This window comes from Candidatus Saganbacteria bacterium, assembly GCA_016223245.1.
Classification (GTDB): Bacteria; Margulisbacteria; WOR-1; order XYC2-FULL-46-14; family XYC2-FULL-37-10; genus JACRPL01.
Genome location: JACRPL010000011.1, coordinates 46,791 through 63,313, shown reverse-complemented (window position 1 = coordinate 63,313; position 16,523 = coordinate 46,791). Strand labels below are relative to the sequence as shown.

9 protein-coding genes are annotated in these 16,523 nt (G+C 43.2%); all 9 read right to left on the bottom strand.

The window, feature by feature from the left end; genetic code table 11:
* Window positions 1-49: 49 nt before the first annotated feature.
* The 9 genes from HZC34_04735 to HZC34_04695 all read right to left on the bottom strand — a co-directional run bounded on the left by HZC34_04735 (window position 50) and on the right by HZC34_04695 (window position 16,504).
* Complete coding sequence (locus HZC34_04735; GenBank protein MBI5701138.1) at window positions 50-1,063, bottom strand: DUF1016 domain-containing protein; 1,014 nt, start codon at window positions 1,061-1,063, stop codon at window positions 50-52.
* A 222-nt stretch (window positions 1,064-1,285) separates the two neighbouring features.
* Window positions 1,286-1,999: a hypothetical protein gene (locus HZC34_04730; protein ID MBI5701137.1), complete on the bottom strand. Its 714-nt coding sequence runs from the start codon at window positions 1,997-1,999 to the stop codon at window positions 1,286-1,288.
* Complete coding sequence (locus HZC34_04725; GenBank protein ID MBI5701136.1) at window positions 1,989-3,254, bottom strand: carboxypeptidase regulatory-like domain-containing protein; 1,266 nt, start codon at window positions 3,252-3,254, stop codon at window positions 1,989-1,991. The genes HZC34_04730 and HZC34_04725 overlap by 11 nt, the downstream gene beginning before the upstream one ends.
* Window positions 3,254-4,162 carry a PorV/PorQ family protein gene (locus HZC34_04720; protein ID MBI5701135.1) on the bottom strand — a complete coding sequence of 303 codons (909 nt, stop codon included), beginning with the start codon at window positions 4,160-4,162 and terminating at the stop codon, window positions 3,254-3,256. The genes HZC34_04725 and HZC34_04720 overlap by 1 nt, the downstream gene beginning before the upstream one ends.
* A complete protein-coding gene (locus HZC34_04715; protein MBI5701134.1) occupies window positions 4,137-8,633 on the bottom strand; it encodes a hypothetical protein in 4,497 nt (1,498 codons plus the stop codon). Before HZC34_04715 ends, HZC34_04720 begins: the two co-directional genes overlap by 26 nt.
* A gap of 334 nt (window positions 8,634-8,967) precedes the next feature.
* A complete protein-coding gene (locus tag HZC34_04710) occupies window positions 8,968-9,399 on the bottom strand; it encodes a four helix bundle protein (GenBank protein MBI5701133.1) in 432 nt (143 codons plus the stop codon).
* A gap of 150 nt (window positions 9,400-9,549) precedes the next feature.
* Window positions 9,550-10,053 (bottom strand): ORF6N domain-containing protein, encoded by a 504-nt coding sequence (locus tag HZC34_04705; GenBank protein ID MBI5701132.1) that lies wholly within the window; start codon window positions 10,051-10,053, stop codon window positions 9,550-9,552.
* 131 nt (window positions 10,054-10,184) lie between these two features.
* Complete coding sequence (locus HZC34_04700) at window positions 10,185-11,861, bottom strand: BamA/TamA family outer membrane protein (GenBank protein MBI5701131.1); 1,677 nt, start codon at window positions 11,859-11,861, stop codon at window positions 10,185-10,187.
* Window positions 11,862-11,869: 8 nt separating this feature from the next.
* Window positions 11,870-16,504, bottom strand: coding sequence for a translocation/assembly module TamB domain-containing protein (locus tag HZC34_04695; protein ID MBI5701130.1), 4,635 nt, complete (start codon window positions 16,502-16,504; stop codon window positions 11,870-11,872).
* Window positions 16,505-16,523 lie beyond the last annotated feature (19 nt).

Genomic DNA, 16,523 nt, shown 5'->3' with positions numbered 1-16,523 from the left:
GCACTAGTTTATTATCGCCAATTCCCACCCCAAATTGCACGCTATTTTTTTAACTACCGACAACAAATTTCTCCATGGCGCCTTGCAAAAGCTTCTTATCCGGCAAAGATAATCGATATTTTGAAGCAAACAGTTTATTTGATATCCCGCCTAATGCATACTCAACAAGAACGTGATTCTTCTCTGCGCCCAAAACTATTCCGATCGGCCCATTGTCGCCCTCATGCATTTCTTCTTTCTTGAAATAATTGAGATACATATTCATCTGCCCTACATCCTGATGCGAAACCGCATTAAGCTTAAGGTCGATCAGCACATAGCATTTTAAGATCCGATGGTAAAACACCAGATCAACATAAAAATGCTTGTTGCCCAAAGTAATACGAAATTGACGCGCTACAAAAGAAAATCCTTTGCCTAATTCCATCAAAAATTCTTGCATATTATCAATAACTTTTTGCTCAAGTTCTTTTTCCGAGTACTTGTAATCCTTTGGGATCCCCAAGAATTCCAATACATATGGATTTTTGACCATGTCCTCCGGTTTTTCTATTTTATGCCCTTTGACGGCCAGCTCAAGAATCCCTTTTTTGTCTCTGCTTAAGGCTAATCTCTCGAAAAGCATTGAATCGATCTGTCGCCTAAGCTCTCTGACGCTCCATCGGTTAGACAAACACTCCTTCTCGTAAAAAGAACGGGCCAGGTCATCCTCTACGCCCAGCAATTCTACGAAATGACTCCAGCTCAATTGGTCAGACAGTGTCTGACTTATTGGATGCTTCTTGTATAACAGTCTCATATATATAACATTACTTCGACTGAATCCTTTTCCATTATTTTCCTTCAAATCATGAGCGATCTGATCTAGCAGTTTTGACCCATACTCGGCTCTGAGATTATTTTCTTGTTCATAAACGATTATGTGCCTTCCAATCTCCCAATATGTTTTTACCAATATACTATTTACTTGCTGAAAAGCTTTTTCACGAGCATTATTAAGCAATATTCCTATGGAATTTATTAATTTGTCGTAGCGATTTTGGTCTGTTTTTTTGCTTTTCATAATAAATATTTTTCCATCAGATGCCTTTTCGTCAATTAATACGATATCTCGCCTTGACTTCTCTCCTATTGCCCCCTATACACAAATACAAGCAATCTCCATGCCATTATGGAGCTTCCTTCTTGCTACTTGCCCCTCGATGTTTTTTTCATCTCACCCTCCGTTTTTCAGAGTATCAGAATATCAGGCTCGGGATCTGATACGCTGTTGTCCTCCCCAGCTCTATCTGGCCAACCGCAAATTATCAACGGCAAACTTAATGGGTGAGCCTTTAGTCGAAGCGAGACAGATCAGCTGTATCTGCAGAACGCCGCCTTTGCCATTTTTTGCCCCCAGATCAAACTTGTCATTCCCCGCTCCCGGATTATCGTCAATAAATGAATCAAACGGAACAGAAACTCTTTTCCATCCGCTCCAATTTATTGGGATAGCCGAGATAAACCTATCGTCAAATAATAGCTTGTTCTGGTCTTTTTTGTCTTTCTCAAACGTCCAACTATCATTATCGTCATCATAAATTTCAATTTTTAGCGTCCCATCTCCCGCCCCAAATCCGAAAATATCAAATTGGAGATCCTTATACTTTGACAAGTCTATTGGATATTTTTCGATAAATCCAAGCCCGCCCGCGTACCACTCGATATTCCCTTTGCTCTTTATTAATAGAGCTCTTTCTCCAACAGACCGCTCTACGCCCAGATCGCCTCCGTTTAGCCCACCGCTGCCTATGATTTCGCAGGATATATTATCAAAAACCCACCATGACGGGCTTTTTGCGATATCCCCATCTTCAAAGTCATCTATCCGGAGGATCTCTATTTGTTCACTTCGTGGAATAGGAGCTCCCATTGCCCCTGCGGGGATTGACAAATGACAAATCTCAAATGAAAAAATAAAACCCAAAACACACACAGCAAATATCAATTTATTTCGCATAAGTAAAGCTCCTCATTGACGATCCAATTATCCAATTATAAGATGATTGTGAAATTGACGGGATTATATCCGCAGGATCTAAGTTTGAGGCATTTAGGACTGCCACAGACCATTTGTACCCGCCACTGTTTAATATGACTGCTTCAGGAAGCGTTATGGAACTGCTTTTCGTCATTCCCCACCAAATTGTGCTATAAGAGTCGGTAGGATACAGATAAACTACATATAAAGTTTTATCATCGCTTATCGGCTCCCACGCGAAAGTCGGATGGCTTGATAGAGTTTCGCCGCTAGTTGGGCTATTGATCTTAAAATCAGGAATTGTCGATATGTCTAGATCAACACTTTGCCCTGCAGTCAGGCTGTTTTTATATAAATTTATCGAGGTTATATCGCCTGCGGCCGTTCCCGAGGCATATATATTTACCGAATAACTGTCCCCTGGTTCAAGCGCGGGGATCTTCGAAATATTAACAGTCCCTTCTTGCGTCTGGCTTTTATTGTAAAGCCCGGAAAGCAGGAGCCTATATCCATTATAAAGGTGCGCATACAATGTTCCCGGAACAAGTCCCTGCTTGTTTTTAATATTTACGACCAAGGATTTGTCGGAGGCCGCGAAATCCAGATCAACCTCGCGGCTCGCGGACGTCATGCTGACTTTTTTATACGAGTAAACTCTCCTATTTAACCCTGCTTCGTAAGTTGAATAATATGCAAAAACATAGGTTTCCCCATCATCAGGGGCGCCAGTGATCGTGTACTTGTATAATGAGGGGTCATAACTTGAGCTTGAAGAGCCTTTTGCAGCGGAAATCGCACTTCCATAAACACTGGAAATTCCCGAAGGCAAGCCATAAATTGTTCCGGTAATTGTTGCTGTTCCTTTTTCAGTTGACGATGATCCGCCTTGAAGATAGAAATTTATCACATTCCTGTTTGCTTTAATTGTATTAGCCGAAAACCCTTCAGCAGTTGCCGTTATTTGCATTTCCCCTGCCTGCACCCCTGAAATTTTATAAGACCCGTCCGCCGACGCAATAACTTCTATTGTCCCAACCGTGACCTTTGCCCCCGGGATTGGGACAAATTTATCGGCATAGTAATTTGAAGCAGAAAGGCTGTAAATTTTACCTGATATTTCGCCTTGGTTTGCAAGGCTTACTATATTTGGAGAGTTAGATAATTTCCCGCAACCGACCACTAACGTGGTAAATCCTAATATCAAAATCCAAAAAACCAATTTTCGATTTGTCATTAAAATTTGGCCTCCATTCCTATCCTATGTGTTGCCCCGAGGTCGGCATAAGGGACATATGCATAATCAATATTCAAAGCAGAAAGGTTAAGCCCCAACCCTAAACTGTAATTCCCGCCTGCTTCGTCGTTTGCTTTCGTGTTGATCCCTCCTCTTAAAGATAAAAGCGGAATTGGAGCATATTCGACTCCTAAATGTATGGTCGATAACGCATCTCTTGGAATTCGCATATCGGCTAATATATCCAAACCAAAGTTTGTTTCATAGGCAAGGCCCATCAAGATAGTATAAGGGAGGACTTTATCTCCGCTCCATCCCAAATTCAAGACAGATGCTCCAAATCTTAGGTACTCCATAGGTGTCGCGCTCAAAATACCGGCATCAACCCCGACGCCGTTTTCGCTGTATGAATCGATATTCTGCTGGAGGAGTTTTGCGCTTACCCCCAAATACCCCCATCTCATATTCCTCGCCCAAGATAATATCCCAAGATATGAAACAGGAGCAAAAGACCTCCCAGTCCCCGTCCGGGAAACTGCCGTTGTTTCTTGTATGCTTCCATAATTAAGATAAGAAACCGAGCCTCCAAACGTATCGGAGCCTCCCGACGGCTGGGCATAGCAAATAGTTGAATAATTCGAACCGACAAGCCAATTTGTGTTTGTAAAAGAAAGTTTTTTGTTTTTCAGCATCTGGAGCCCCGCGGGATTATAATAGATCGCCGAAGGGTCATTGGCCAAGGCGGCAAACGCTCCCCCGAGCCCCGCCGCCTTGACGCTTTGGTCAAGTTTTAAGAACGCACTGCCGGATGTCCCTGCCTGGTCGCTTTGCGCGAACGCCGGTGAAGCGCCTAAAGCGGCAGCGATTATTATTAAAAATATTTTATTTAATAACTGCAATTTTGCCAATTGATCTGCTCCCTTGGGAATCTTTTACAAGGTATAAATACACGCCCGGCACGGCTGCATTGCCGAAATTGTTTTTGCCGTCCCACGATATGCTCGCCGCTCCCGATGTAAATCCGTGCCACACCAGATCGCCAGATATTTCATATATATAGACATTGACGTCGGATGCCAGGCCGTCGAATTTAAGGGTTTGGCCGATATGGTACGGGTTCGGATAAACCATAAGCCCCGAAACGGACGAGCCGACGACATATAGCGTTTCAATAAAAGTTGTTGAATTGCCGACTTCGTCGGACGCAACAATTGTAAATGTATGCGGTCCGACCGGCAGGTCCGCGCTTAACGCGCCTTTGGTCCTGAACGTGCCGGCCTGAACGGGAAAAGCGTCCGATTTTGCCGAAATTCCATCCAATTGCAGTGATTTTGCTTCTTCATTATCTATTGAAAGAGACATGACTCCGATGTCGATCCCATAATCATCTTTAACATCGATTTGGATATCGGGGGAGCTTGGGATCGAGTCGTCTTTTGCGACTTTTCTCCCATTTACCTTAATTGAAAAAATCTCCGGAGGGTTGTTGTCGATTACGTCAAAAACAGCAAAGACGCCGAGCTTCCTGAATTTAAAGAGCATTTTATCGCCAAGTTTTACGGCAGCGACTTTTTGCCATTTATTTTCTTTTGGAGAAAACCAGAATACTTTCGGGTTTTTGATTTCGGAAGCGAATGGGAGCGAAAATTGGCCTTCCGCCTTAAGGTCGTCAACATCTCCTGATATTTTGAATGGGGCCTTTACGATCTTCGCCCCTCTTGGCGCAGTTTTGGGCGACGGTGTTTCTTCAAACTTCGCCCATTTCAAGCCGGATTCAACTCCATTCGGAAATTCGATTTTTGCCTCGCCGGATGCGTCGAAATATAAGTTTTTATCCGTGAATGGCGAATCAATCGAGAATTCCGCGCTGTAACCATTGGCATATTGCTTGCCGCTCGTGTTTACATATATTCTTGCGAATTTCGCGGCTTTGGTATTAGTTGGGATTTTCCAATTAAAATAATTTTGATCGCCCGGTTGATCTTTGGCAATAAAATCTACTCCGGATACATTCTTGTTATATGGATATTCATCATGGTCGCTGAAATAATAAACATAAATGGATATTTTATCTTTTTTACTAAGATATAGGTTGTCATTTGTTTCCCAAGCAATCTTATAAGTGCTGCCGGCAGTTAGAACCTCACCCGTTGATGGCGCCTTAATTAATATCGCGTTATTCACATTTGATGATGTGCCGCTATAAACCACAAAAACATCGTCGCTTTCATCCGACGAAGAAATTGTCCCATTTTTCACCATTTCAACTTTGATCTTAGCTTCATTGATATATGTTTTTGAGTCGGCGACGATTACCGATACCGGAATCGAATACGCGCCTGTATTCTTTATTGCTTGGGCAATCGTTTTCCAATCGCTTCCGCCATTTTTCTTGTAATAAAGATCGACTAAATAATCATTGGCAACAGCTTCTCCGCCGTCTTTTTTCCATTTTATGCCGACCGTATCCAAATAATAATAATTCTCTCCCCCGTTTGGCGACAGGACGGTCCCGACAGGCGGGATCATTATGCTGAAAGGCTTTGCGCTTTCGGCGGTTGAAATATTGCCTGCATTATCTATTGCTTCCAATTTCACCTTGGCGCTGCTTGTTGAAATATTGTCAGGAACAGTCCAAACAAAATTTCCATCTTTATAGCCGTCCCACCCATAAAAATATGCCGAAGAATCGCCTATTTTCGAATAGGCAGCTCCCTCATTTGTTGAATATGAAATAATGCAGTTAAGGGTGCTTCCATTTTGTCCGCTGTTTTTATCCGTCCATTTCCAAGTGATATTGTAATTTTGTCCGGAATTAATAGTTTCTCCGCTGTTTAATGAGGTTAGGATAATATCGGGAGCAGTACTGTCAATTCTAAATCCCATGTCTGATGATCCTATGGTCCCGTCTACGTCGACAGCTTCTATCCTTATCTTGCAATATTTCGCATCAATTGAAGGGACCTTCCATATATATTCGGAAGTATTCGGCTGGTTTGCCGCAATTGTTTCCCATGAAGCTCCATTGTCTGAAGAAAATTTTATCGTTATGGGATTTTGCGCTAAATTGCTAGCGGTGGCGCTTGCCTTCCATTTGATGTTATAGGTCGACCCGCCGGCAAATGAGTAAGGGATAGGATAAACAATTGAAACTTTCGGGATAAACATTATCTTATAGGATTTGCTCTCATCGGTGGCGGCATTATTTACATAATCAACAACTTCAACTTTAAACTTAACGTTTTTCCCATTTAGCGCTTGCGGGACATCCCATGTACAGCTCCCGCCATTATTCCAATAATTTATTGTTTGCTCAACTTTGCTATAGCTTGCGCCGCTATCTGTTGAATAATACAGCTCCGCTCCCTTGACGCTTCCTTTTTCGACTATATTCCAGGTTAAATTAATTTGCCCATCGGTTTTAATCATGTCTTCCGCCGGCAGATTTGTGAATTTTACCGTCGGCGCGGTCGAATCAATGCCCGCATATACTTCTTGGAACCCGACATTGCCATCGGAATCTAGCGCTTCGATCCTCAATTTCCCGTTATATTGATTAACATCGATGCTTGGCGCAGTCCAGTCATATTCGCCGTCATTGACCTCATTTGATGCAATTGTTTGCCATGACGTTCCATTGTTTGAAGAATATTTTATTGTAATTGGATTCGACAAAAGATTATTTTTTAAGTCGCTTGCCTGCCATTTGATCTTATAAGATGTTCCGCCTTTAATATACTCATTCCAACTTGGAGAGATAATTGAAACCAATGGGACAGATGCTACTTTGAACGCGGCACTTTCTAATGTTGCAATATTTCCCGCCTTATCTTTGACTTGAACCTTTATTTTTGCGATTTCCGTATCGTTTGGCTCTTCAATCCAAAAAGAACTATTTTCATTTATTTTTTGAGATGCGCCTATCCATTTATATAAGTTGCCTCCGTCATTTGAAAAATATAAATCTGCGCTTGAAAATCCAAAATTATCATTAGCATTATAAGAAATTGTTAAATCTGAACCGAACTTGCCTCCCCCATAGCCGTAACTATTATTCAAGGTCCATATGTACGTTGCTGTTGGCTTTAAAATAGTAACAGTCGGCGGGGTGCTGTCGATCGTAAAATCATTATCGCTTTGGTCGCTGCTTACAACTTCGCTTTTGCTGTTAATAACTTCAACTTTTATTTTGGTTTTGTTGCTGTCGATCTTGGGCAAAGTCCAGCCGTATAATCCGCTGTTGTCCAATCCGCTCGCAATATCCTGCCATGCGCTTCCGCCGTTTGTCGAGTATTTCAGATTAACCTTGCAATCTGATGGATTGATCCCCTCGCCGGAGGCGATCCACGTGATATTTGCCACATCTCCGCCTTTCAAGTTTTCTCCGCCGTTCGGAGAAAGGATCGTCCCTGCCGGCGGCATATATAATGTAAAGGCATTATCGCTTTCGTCGGAATATACTTTGCCAAATACATCCGCAGCTGTAATTTTTATTTTTGCCAGCGCGTTGTTTATTAATGGAGCCGCCCAATTGTATGAAGTGGCGCCTCTTTGAATGCCCTCGGCGATCTTTGTATAGCTGCTCCCGTTATCTAATGAATAAAAAAGTGAAAATGGATATGCCGGCAGGCTTTCGCTGTTTGCAACGGTCCATTTTAATGTATATTGCTTCCCGCCATCGATTTTTTCCCCTCCATTAGGGGCTGAAACCGCGATAGAAGGGGGCTTTGTGGTGATTGAAAAACCCCAAGAATCGCTTCCCGCATGCCCTGCTTTATCTTTTACATCAAATCTTATCGCTGCATTCGAGCTGTTTATCAATGGCACCGAAAAAATATACTTGCCGCTTAATGCCTGATTTGAGGCAAGGAGCACCCAGTCTGTATTAGAATTCTCTCGAAAATAGATGCTTACAGAATTCTCCAATAAGTCGCTGCCGGCATCATATGAATTCCAAGATATTTCTTGCGTTGTCCCCCCAATCAATATATATGGTATAGAAACTGCTAAATTTGTATAAGGCGATGAATAGATGCTAAAAACATTGCTTTCGGCGGTTGCTATTTCATTGTTCAGATTTTTTGCTTCTATTTTTATTTTAGCCGCTGCAGTGTCTGATATGCCCCAACTTCCCCACCAAGATTGTCCGTCATTTTCTGTCGCATTTGTAATTTTAGTGTAAGTTGCGCCGCCATCAACCGAATAATAAATTGAAATTGGGGTTAAAGAAAAACCAACAGAATCACTTGCTAACCAAGTTATATTTATGCTCCCGCCGATATTGTCTCCGCTTTTTGGAGAAAAGATCGTTATCGATGGTGCAGCAAACGCCATACTTGAAAATAGAAGAATAATGATTGCAAGTATTAACTTCTTCAAAATCCGCCGCTCCTTTTATCCAATTTCAAAAATCCCTTATATATATCGGCAAAACGCAACATTAATTTCACGTTATTTTCCCAAGCCTCGCCCAAGAAAATATGCATAAAATCGGTTTTGCGGGAATTTTTGGATAAAGTTGTGCCGTAAGGGGTAAATATAAACCTTTTTGATGGTAGAAACGATTTGCCATCGATGCTCCGAGTCGATTGGAACCTGATAGGGTCATTATAACACCATTCTAGGCAATTTCCAACTTCCAACTTCCAACTTCCAACTTCCAACTTCCAACACCCAAACAATATTCAAAATTCAAACAATCAAATACAAAATACTAGGATTGCAAGTTATTCAATCGTGATCTATAACCGGACTTGAACAGGATTGAGCTCAATATTTTAATTATTTGTTCGGATTCATCTAAATAATAATCAATTTCATTTAAATGGATCTCGCCCAATACTCTAAGCCAGTATTTTGTCTCTTTCGCTTCTTTTCTGGCGATGCTTAACTTATTGATAAAATCCTTTTTTGAAAGGGCGCCATCGGCTTCTTCAAAATTTGCGGCAATCGAAGTGACCGATTTAGATAGCTGCTTTTTGATGTTTTCAAATTCAGCAGAATTTGGCAATTTCTTGCATATAAATAATATATCCACCGAAAACCTAAAAAGCCTTTCCCTTAAATCCCTCGGCTTGGCTTCTTTTTGTTCGATATTTGGAATTTGGATATTATTATTTGTTTTGAAGTTGGAAGTTGCAAGCATCTTCGTACCCTAAAATTTTATCTATTTCATATGTATCCATTCCACCCTCCTATTGATTTGCATTTTCCATCGTGGCGGGGCGCCAACACCCCGAAGGCAACCCCGCCGTCTGGAACGAAAATTCGCCGAAATAGCTCAACTTCGCGTCTATTATTTCAAAAACCCAATTTTGCCCGTTTTGCTCGCTGGCTCATCCATCAGCGCTTTGATAGCGTCGAAAACTGCTTTAAATTGATAATCATATTTTGATTCCATTTCTTCGATCTTTCTCCGCAAGTCTTTATGTGAAGATAGAATTTCTCTCAATTTTGCGAAGGTTCTCATAATTTGGATATTGACAGCTATCGCTCTTTTGCTTCGCAGAACAGAAGAAAGCATGGAAATACCCAATTCCGTAAATGCATATGGCAGAAACTTTGAATGATGCCCTCTTTTTAGGATTCCAATTTGGAATCTTAAAGCTTTGTATTCTTCTTTTGAAAGTTGGGACATAAAATCCTCAGGGAACCTTTCTTTGTTCCTCTTAACAGCTTTATTAAGGTTATAAGTCTCAACTCCATAAAGTTCGGCTAGATCACGATCAAGCATGATCTTATGCCCTCTTATCAAATAGATCCTTCTTTCAATTATTTCTTCCGGCATTGTTTGTTTCATTTTGTTTCTAACAGTTAATAGCAATTTTTATGCCAGAAGCCCTCCAAAGGCGGGCAAACGGGTATTATTGGATATAGTGAGGCTGTAAAGTGGTTTTAAAAAATTATTTTGACGATAAAAACAACAGCGATTTAAAAGGCTTGACCAATGCTGAAGTGCAAGATACCATCGGAGGCGGTCTTTGCCGTGCCGATCCCGTAATCCAAACGAATAGGCCCTAGAGGCGTGTTAAGCCGCAATCCCGGCCCCCACCCCGCCATAAATTTTTCGGTCTCTGGCATGCCGACATCCCAAGCATTTCCCCAATCGTAGAAAAAGACACCTTGGAACATTTCGTTGAACGTCAACCTGTATTCGAGGTTTGCAATAATTTTCCTTGCTCCCCGGCGCAGCTCGGTTAACCCGTACCCTCGGACAGTATTCGGCCCCCCTGCCCAATAAAGTTCGCCAAGAGGAACCGCGCCAATGCCAAGCCCAACCCCAAAATGAGCCGCAAAGACCTGGGAATCGGCTGCCGGCCTGAAACCATTCAGGTCCAAACCGATCTTGAAGAAATTTGTCGATGACTTGGTAACATTCCAACCTTGTTTCAATGACAAAACGTCATAAACGCCTTTTTTGGGATTCATCCAGACATCTCGCGTATCATACGAGAAAGTGGCTCCGATATACGGCGCAGTATACGCCTCAAAAGACGCTCCGCTTCTGGGAGAGATGCTTTCGGATCCGAAGTTGATGCTGCCCCCAAAAAAATCCTTGTAAGTTTTACCGAAAGCCATATCCCAGCCGACATTGTACTGGTCCTGCTGGGTCAAGTAAATATCGTTCCCCTGGGTATTCCATGCTCGCAATGTATACGATGTCCTGTTCCCGAGTTTTTCGGGCAAAAACCAGGGATTTGAATATTTGAATTGGTAAGTCGTGAGCTGCTGGCCTGCTTGTCCGCGGACCATAAGCCCCTGGGCTGTACCCATTAAATTGTTGATCGCAAGGTCGGCAAACCCGAACCAGCCGTCGCGCTCCCCCCAGCCGCCTCCGAAATTCACAGTATTGGTCCTCGTTTCTTTTATTTTGATGACTAAGATCATCTTATCGCTTGACGAGCCCGGCTCAAAAGCCGGATTGATCTCGGAGAAAAATCCCAAGTTGAATATCCTTCTTAAATCTTTTGAAAGCACTTCTTCATTGAAGACTTTTCCCGCCTTCGTGTCCATCTCGCGCAAAACAACATAGTCTTTGGTCGATTCATTTCCTTCAAGGCTTATCCCCTCGACTACACCCTCGGCAAGCTTAACCGCAACTTTGTCCTTATCTGTTGAGATGTCAACTACCCTTGCCAAGGTATATCCGTCTTTTTTATATTTTTTATTTATCGAATCAATGCCGTTCCTGATATTTTTTAGATTGAGCACGCCGCCTCGGATAATGCCCATAGCGCTTATTATTTCACTTGTAGGATACGCCGTATTCCCATGGATGCTTATTTCGCGGAGGATGGGATTTTCCGAAACGTTGTATATTATCTTCGTGCCGTCCTTGAAAGCCTCAAATGAAGCATTAACATCCTTAAAATACCCAAGGGCATAAATGGCCTTAAGGTCGTTCTTGATCTTGTCCTGGTCGACATTTTCATTTACCTTGCTGAATACCGCCTCCAATATCTCCTTCGCGGGAACATGGGAATTCCCCAAAACTTCAAACGCGGTTATTTTCGCGGGGATATCGACCTCTTCCGCGAACACGATAAATGAGAGCGATAATAACGCCATTATCAACAAGATCGCCGAAACGCCAATTTTTTTCTTCATATAGCTCCTTAGAACGAATACCCCGCGCGCAACGACCCTTTTGCATAGCCGCTCACGAGATCGTTAATGCTTATAGGCTCTCTATAATACGAGATTGAAAGCACTGATGTCAACCTGTAGGTAACTTGGTAGTTAATATAAGTCTGGCTTGCCGCGCCAACTGTTGTTTCCATCGGCTGGGAATACTTGACGTCGATAAAGAATTTGTCGAAAAACCCTTTCACAAACTGCACGCCTAAGGTCTGCGCCGCCGCCTGGCTTGTATCTTTTGCTCCCAAAGCTTTTCTCAAGTCCCGCCCGAAGTTATATTGGAGCGTCAAGCTTTCGAGCCCCAAAGCTTTTTCGAGCCCGCGCTCAAGGCCGCGGAAAACGTACGCCTGAAGCCTGCTGTTCAAATAATCGGCCATCACTGCATTTGTATCTATGGAAGTTGCCCCGCTTTTATTTAATCCGACGGCCGATTTGATAAAATCAGGGAGCAGAAGGACGCGGATCTCGTCTTCGGTGTATGCGGAACTCTTGTATGTCGGGGGACTCGTCGATCTATCCGCTTCCAAGGCGCTAAACCCGATCTTTAGAACCTTGTCCTTTTCCGCGCTGAACGGTATTCCTGTAATTTTTGAAATGATGGTAATTTCTTTTTTTGGATTAGGGGCCGCTGTTTCGGCGTTTTTGCTGTTCTCCGCTTCTTCTAGCCTTGTCATGGCAGTAATATTCAACTTTGGCAATATTCCCCCAAAAAATTCGGCGTAATCTTTCGATTGCATGTCCAGGTCATAAGGGTATATCTCTTTTTTCTGCGATTCTGTAAGCAGCAAAAAATCCCGGTTCAATATGCTGACCGATCCCCGGTTGAACAAGACAAGCCCAGTCAACTTCGGGTCATTTTGCGTGCCGTTAACTTCAATGTTGTCCCCGGAAATTTCTAAATTGAGGAAAATATTGTTCAAGGCGCTGATATTCCCCGATGTCAGATAAATATTATTGCCGATATCAAGCTTGATATCGAGGCCGATAGGGTTTGCGGCCTGCGATCCTGCGCTATCGCCCGAAGCCTGCGGGATAGATACCGCCCCGTCTTCAAGCTTGGCTTCGCATGAAACAAGGGGCAGGGATAACGGCCCAAAAATCGACGCATTTTTTATTGAAAGCATGCCATCGTAAATATTTGAATAATTGATCCTATAATTCCCGTCGATCGATCTCAAATTGACATAGTTATTATCCAGGTCGAGATACCCGTAGATTGAAACTGGACTGGGCGCCGCATTGCCCCCCCCGTAAAAATAACCGTTCAACTTTTTCAAATAGACGACTTTATTCGACGCGCTTGCATTGACATCAAGGCCGCCGATATCCGTGCCGAGCTTGTTAATGCGCGCTATCCCTTTGCTTATTGATAGGTCGCCTGAAATAGCAAGCCCATTCTTGTTGGAAATGCTAACGTAGCCTGTAGATGCCCCTGAAAGCCATTTCACTTCATCGTTGAACAGGTTGATGAGGCCTAACGAATTCCCCTCGAGCGATGCAATGGCGCTAAATCCTCCGTCGCTAAATATCTCTGCATTGATAGAGGAAGTTTTTTGGCCTTCGCTTAAATTTATATCCTTAAGCTTGAGCCTCTCGCCTTTGTATGATATCTCCCCTCCGATCTTGCTAAAATCAATTCCCGCAAGGTTTATTTTTTTAGCCGCGATCCAGGCATCCGCTTCAGGGGTTAAGATCGTCCCATTGACGGCGCAACCGAATGAAAGTCGCCCGGAAAATTCCTTATCGACCCAAAGTTTCAGGAAATCAATAGGGAAATCAGTTCCTATTATCCTGAATTTCAAAGCCTGCGGCGAGAATAAATATCCGCCGGAAGCTTCGGCCCTGCCATCTTTATTTGCAAGGGAGGCCCTTGAAATTTGGATGCCTTCGCGGCTGACGTAAAAATGGGAGCTAAATTTATCAAATCTATATTTATTGTAATTGCCGTTCATAATGTTTACATCAGCCTCGATCTTTAGGTCATTGATCAAGCCTGAAATCCTGGCAGAGCCATCTATTTCCCCGTCCACTTTTTCGACAAAAGCAGGCTCAAGGGACTTTTTGTATCCCTTAATGTCTGAAACTAATTTATCCAACATTTTGTATAATGCCATACCTTCAACCGTCAGCGAAACGCTTTGCGGAAGCTCTATCTTCGCGCGGCTCTGCAGAACAGGCTTGAGCATCCTCTCTGATTCCCTGTAAGCATTCAGCGCAAATTTTGATCCGTCGAACAGGTCGCCTTTTTGGAGTTTTACGGCCAAGTCGACATTGCTTTCTAAAAGATCATCGGAGAGGCCCACGGCGCCGTCTACCTGCAGATTATTTTTAAGCGCTGTAATATTCAACTGCTTTGCGATCTTTAATTGTTTTCCCTTAAGCTCTAACCCGCCCGTGATCCTGTCAATTAAGGCGCTGTTCAATCGCGCCCTGGAAATGTCGAATGACATATTTACAACAGGATCGCCTACATTGCCTGCGGCCCACAGGTCGAATTTTGCAATGCCTGATATCGCGCCGTATCTTAGGATTATGAATTTCAAATCATCAAGGTCCGCAATGCCGATGAGCCTTGCCTGCAGATTATTGTTCCCGGCCCTCCGCAAATATCCCGAAAAATTAGACCTTTCCGTTTTGACATAAGCATTGTTTATGGTCAAGCTATTATCAATGAAGGACCCTTCAATCGAAGCAATAGACAAACTGGTGTCCCCGATCCTTATATCCCTGCCGGAAAGCTTGCCGGACAGGTTTAGGCGGGGGAGATCATTCGCTCCCTTTATTTCAAACAGTTTCCCGGCGGCATTCAGGACAAGTTTTATTTCGCCTTTGGGGTCAGAGGCTTCAAGCGGAAGGAACGAATTCAAAATTTTCAGGTCCTCAAGCCTGATCCTGTCGCTTCTAATAAGGATATCTGATGCTTCGAGGGTGGAAACCTTGCCCACAACTTCTATCGACGAATCGCCCTCAAAAAAATGCATATTTGCCGAGGCGATCTTCCCATGCGTAAAAGCCATATCTCCAAAACCGGATGTGATTTTTTGCGCTCCAATATTTGAGCTTCCGATCTCAATAGTGCCTGCAGCCGCAAGGTTTCTGACAGGGGCTCGGATAAATTTTTCGTCGAGCTTGAACCTGACGTCTCCAAGAAAATGCCCGACTTTAAGCCGGATCGGGCCGAGATCGCTCTTGCCGCTCAAAAGTATCTCGCGCGCATTGCAACTCAACGAGATATCCTTATCTTGCGACATTGCCCCGGATCCCTCAAACTCCGATTGGCCGGAAGCGATCTTGATCCCATTGATAATAAGCTTTCCATCTTCATATCCAAAAGATCCGCTCAAAGTTTTTACAGGCTGGTCCCATAAGGCCGCGCCGTCTAATACTCCCGAAATTTTTGCGGAAAACTTATTCAACGATCCAGCAACTGAATAATCTATATCTAATTTTCCTTCTATGCCGGGAGAACCGTACGAAAGCTTGTCTAGGGATATCCCCAATGCGCGGCCTGAAAAATTTATAATCGGGGAACCCCCAACAAAACCAATTGATCCGGAAGTATTAATTTCCCCTGAATATGCTTTTACGCTTGCCCGTTTAATTTCAAGCTTATTGCCCGCGTATCCAAGAAATGCGTCGCCCGTGATGCCGCTATTCAGGAATTTCCCGTTTTTTATGGATAATTTTGAGACAACATTTATGTTCTTTAAGGTGCCTGTTATTTTTAACCCTGCATCGATCTTGCCGCGCAGGCTAAGAGCCTTCAGGTCCGGAATAGAATCTTTAAGCTTGTCTAGGTCTGCATTTTTGATATCGACATTAAGATCAAGGCTCTTTCGCATGCTGCCGGAAGCTTTGATCTGCATATTATCCAGGATCGAATCGATCGCAATCACAGTATTCTCGGGCTTGACCTTGATATCCGCAGTGATTGATCCGCCGCTAAAATTCAAGACGGGCACAAGATAATTCCCGAATATTTTCCCATCAAGATTTTTAGCCGTAAGCCGCAAATCATAAGAATTATTCTCCGAATTTATCGATCCCTTGACCGCGATAACGCTTTTGTCCTGGAAAGCCGCAAGCGAGATGTCAATATTCGGGAATTTCTGGAGATTAATCGTCCCATTTGCGTTTTTAAAAGTGGCTTCGAGGGGGACTTTCTTGTACGGGAGCCCGGCAACATCTTTGAATTTAATTTCGATGTTCTTGAGCTGTAATTTAGCTTTAAGGGGAGGGCCGCCTTCTTTTCCAGTCTTTAAAATATCGACGATGCTTATTTTGCCTGAAGCGTCGCGCAGGATATCGGCTTTACCGTTAACCAAAATGATCTTTGAGATAGCTGGGTCGATGTTCCCGCGGTTCGCGGCATATTTTATTGGATCGAATTCGATGACAAACCTTTCAAAATTGAGGTCCCTGCCTATAGAAACGTCGTTCAAGATGATCTTGCCGATTATCCTGCCTCCGGTGCTTTTTATTTTTATCGGCCGATTGAAAGTTCCCTGCAGGCTAATGAGCGCCTGCTGCCTGATGTTCTCGTATATTGAATCAACAATTGGAACGGCTTTTGCGCTTGAAGAAAAACATAAAAAGAATAACAGGATGGGCAACAATTTGAAATTGTAACCT

Excerpts from the sequence above, each read along its gene's own strand:
- HZC34_04735 (MBI5701138.1), bottom strand. The coding sequence starts at position 1,063 with ATGAAAAGCAAAAAAACAGACCAAAATCGCTACGACAAATTAATAAAT.
- HZC34_04730 (MBI5701137.1), bottom strand. The coding sequence starts at position 1,999 with ATGCGAAATAAATTGATATTTGCTGTGTGTGTTTTGGGTTTTATTTTT.
- HZC34_04725 (MBI5701136.1), bottom strand. The coding sequence starts at position 3,254 with ATGACAAATCGAAAATTGGTTTTTTGGATTTTGATATTAGGATTTACC.
- HZC34_04710 (MBI5701133.1), bottom strand. The coding sequence starts at position 9,399 with ATGCTTGCAACTTCCAACTTCAAAACAAATAATAATATCCAAATTCCA.
- HZC34_04705 (MBI5701132.1), bottom strand. The coding sequence starts at position 10,053 with ATGAAACAAACAATGCCGGAAGAAATAATTGAAAGAAGGATCTATTTG.
- HZC34_04700 (MBI5701131.1), bottom strand. The coding sequence starts at position 11,861 with ATGAAGAAAAAAATTGGCGTTTCGGCGATCTTGTTGATAATGGCGTTA.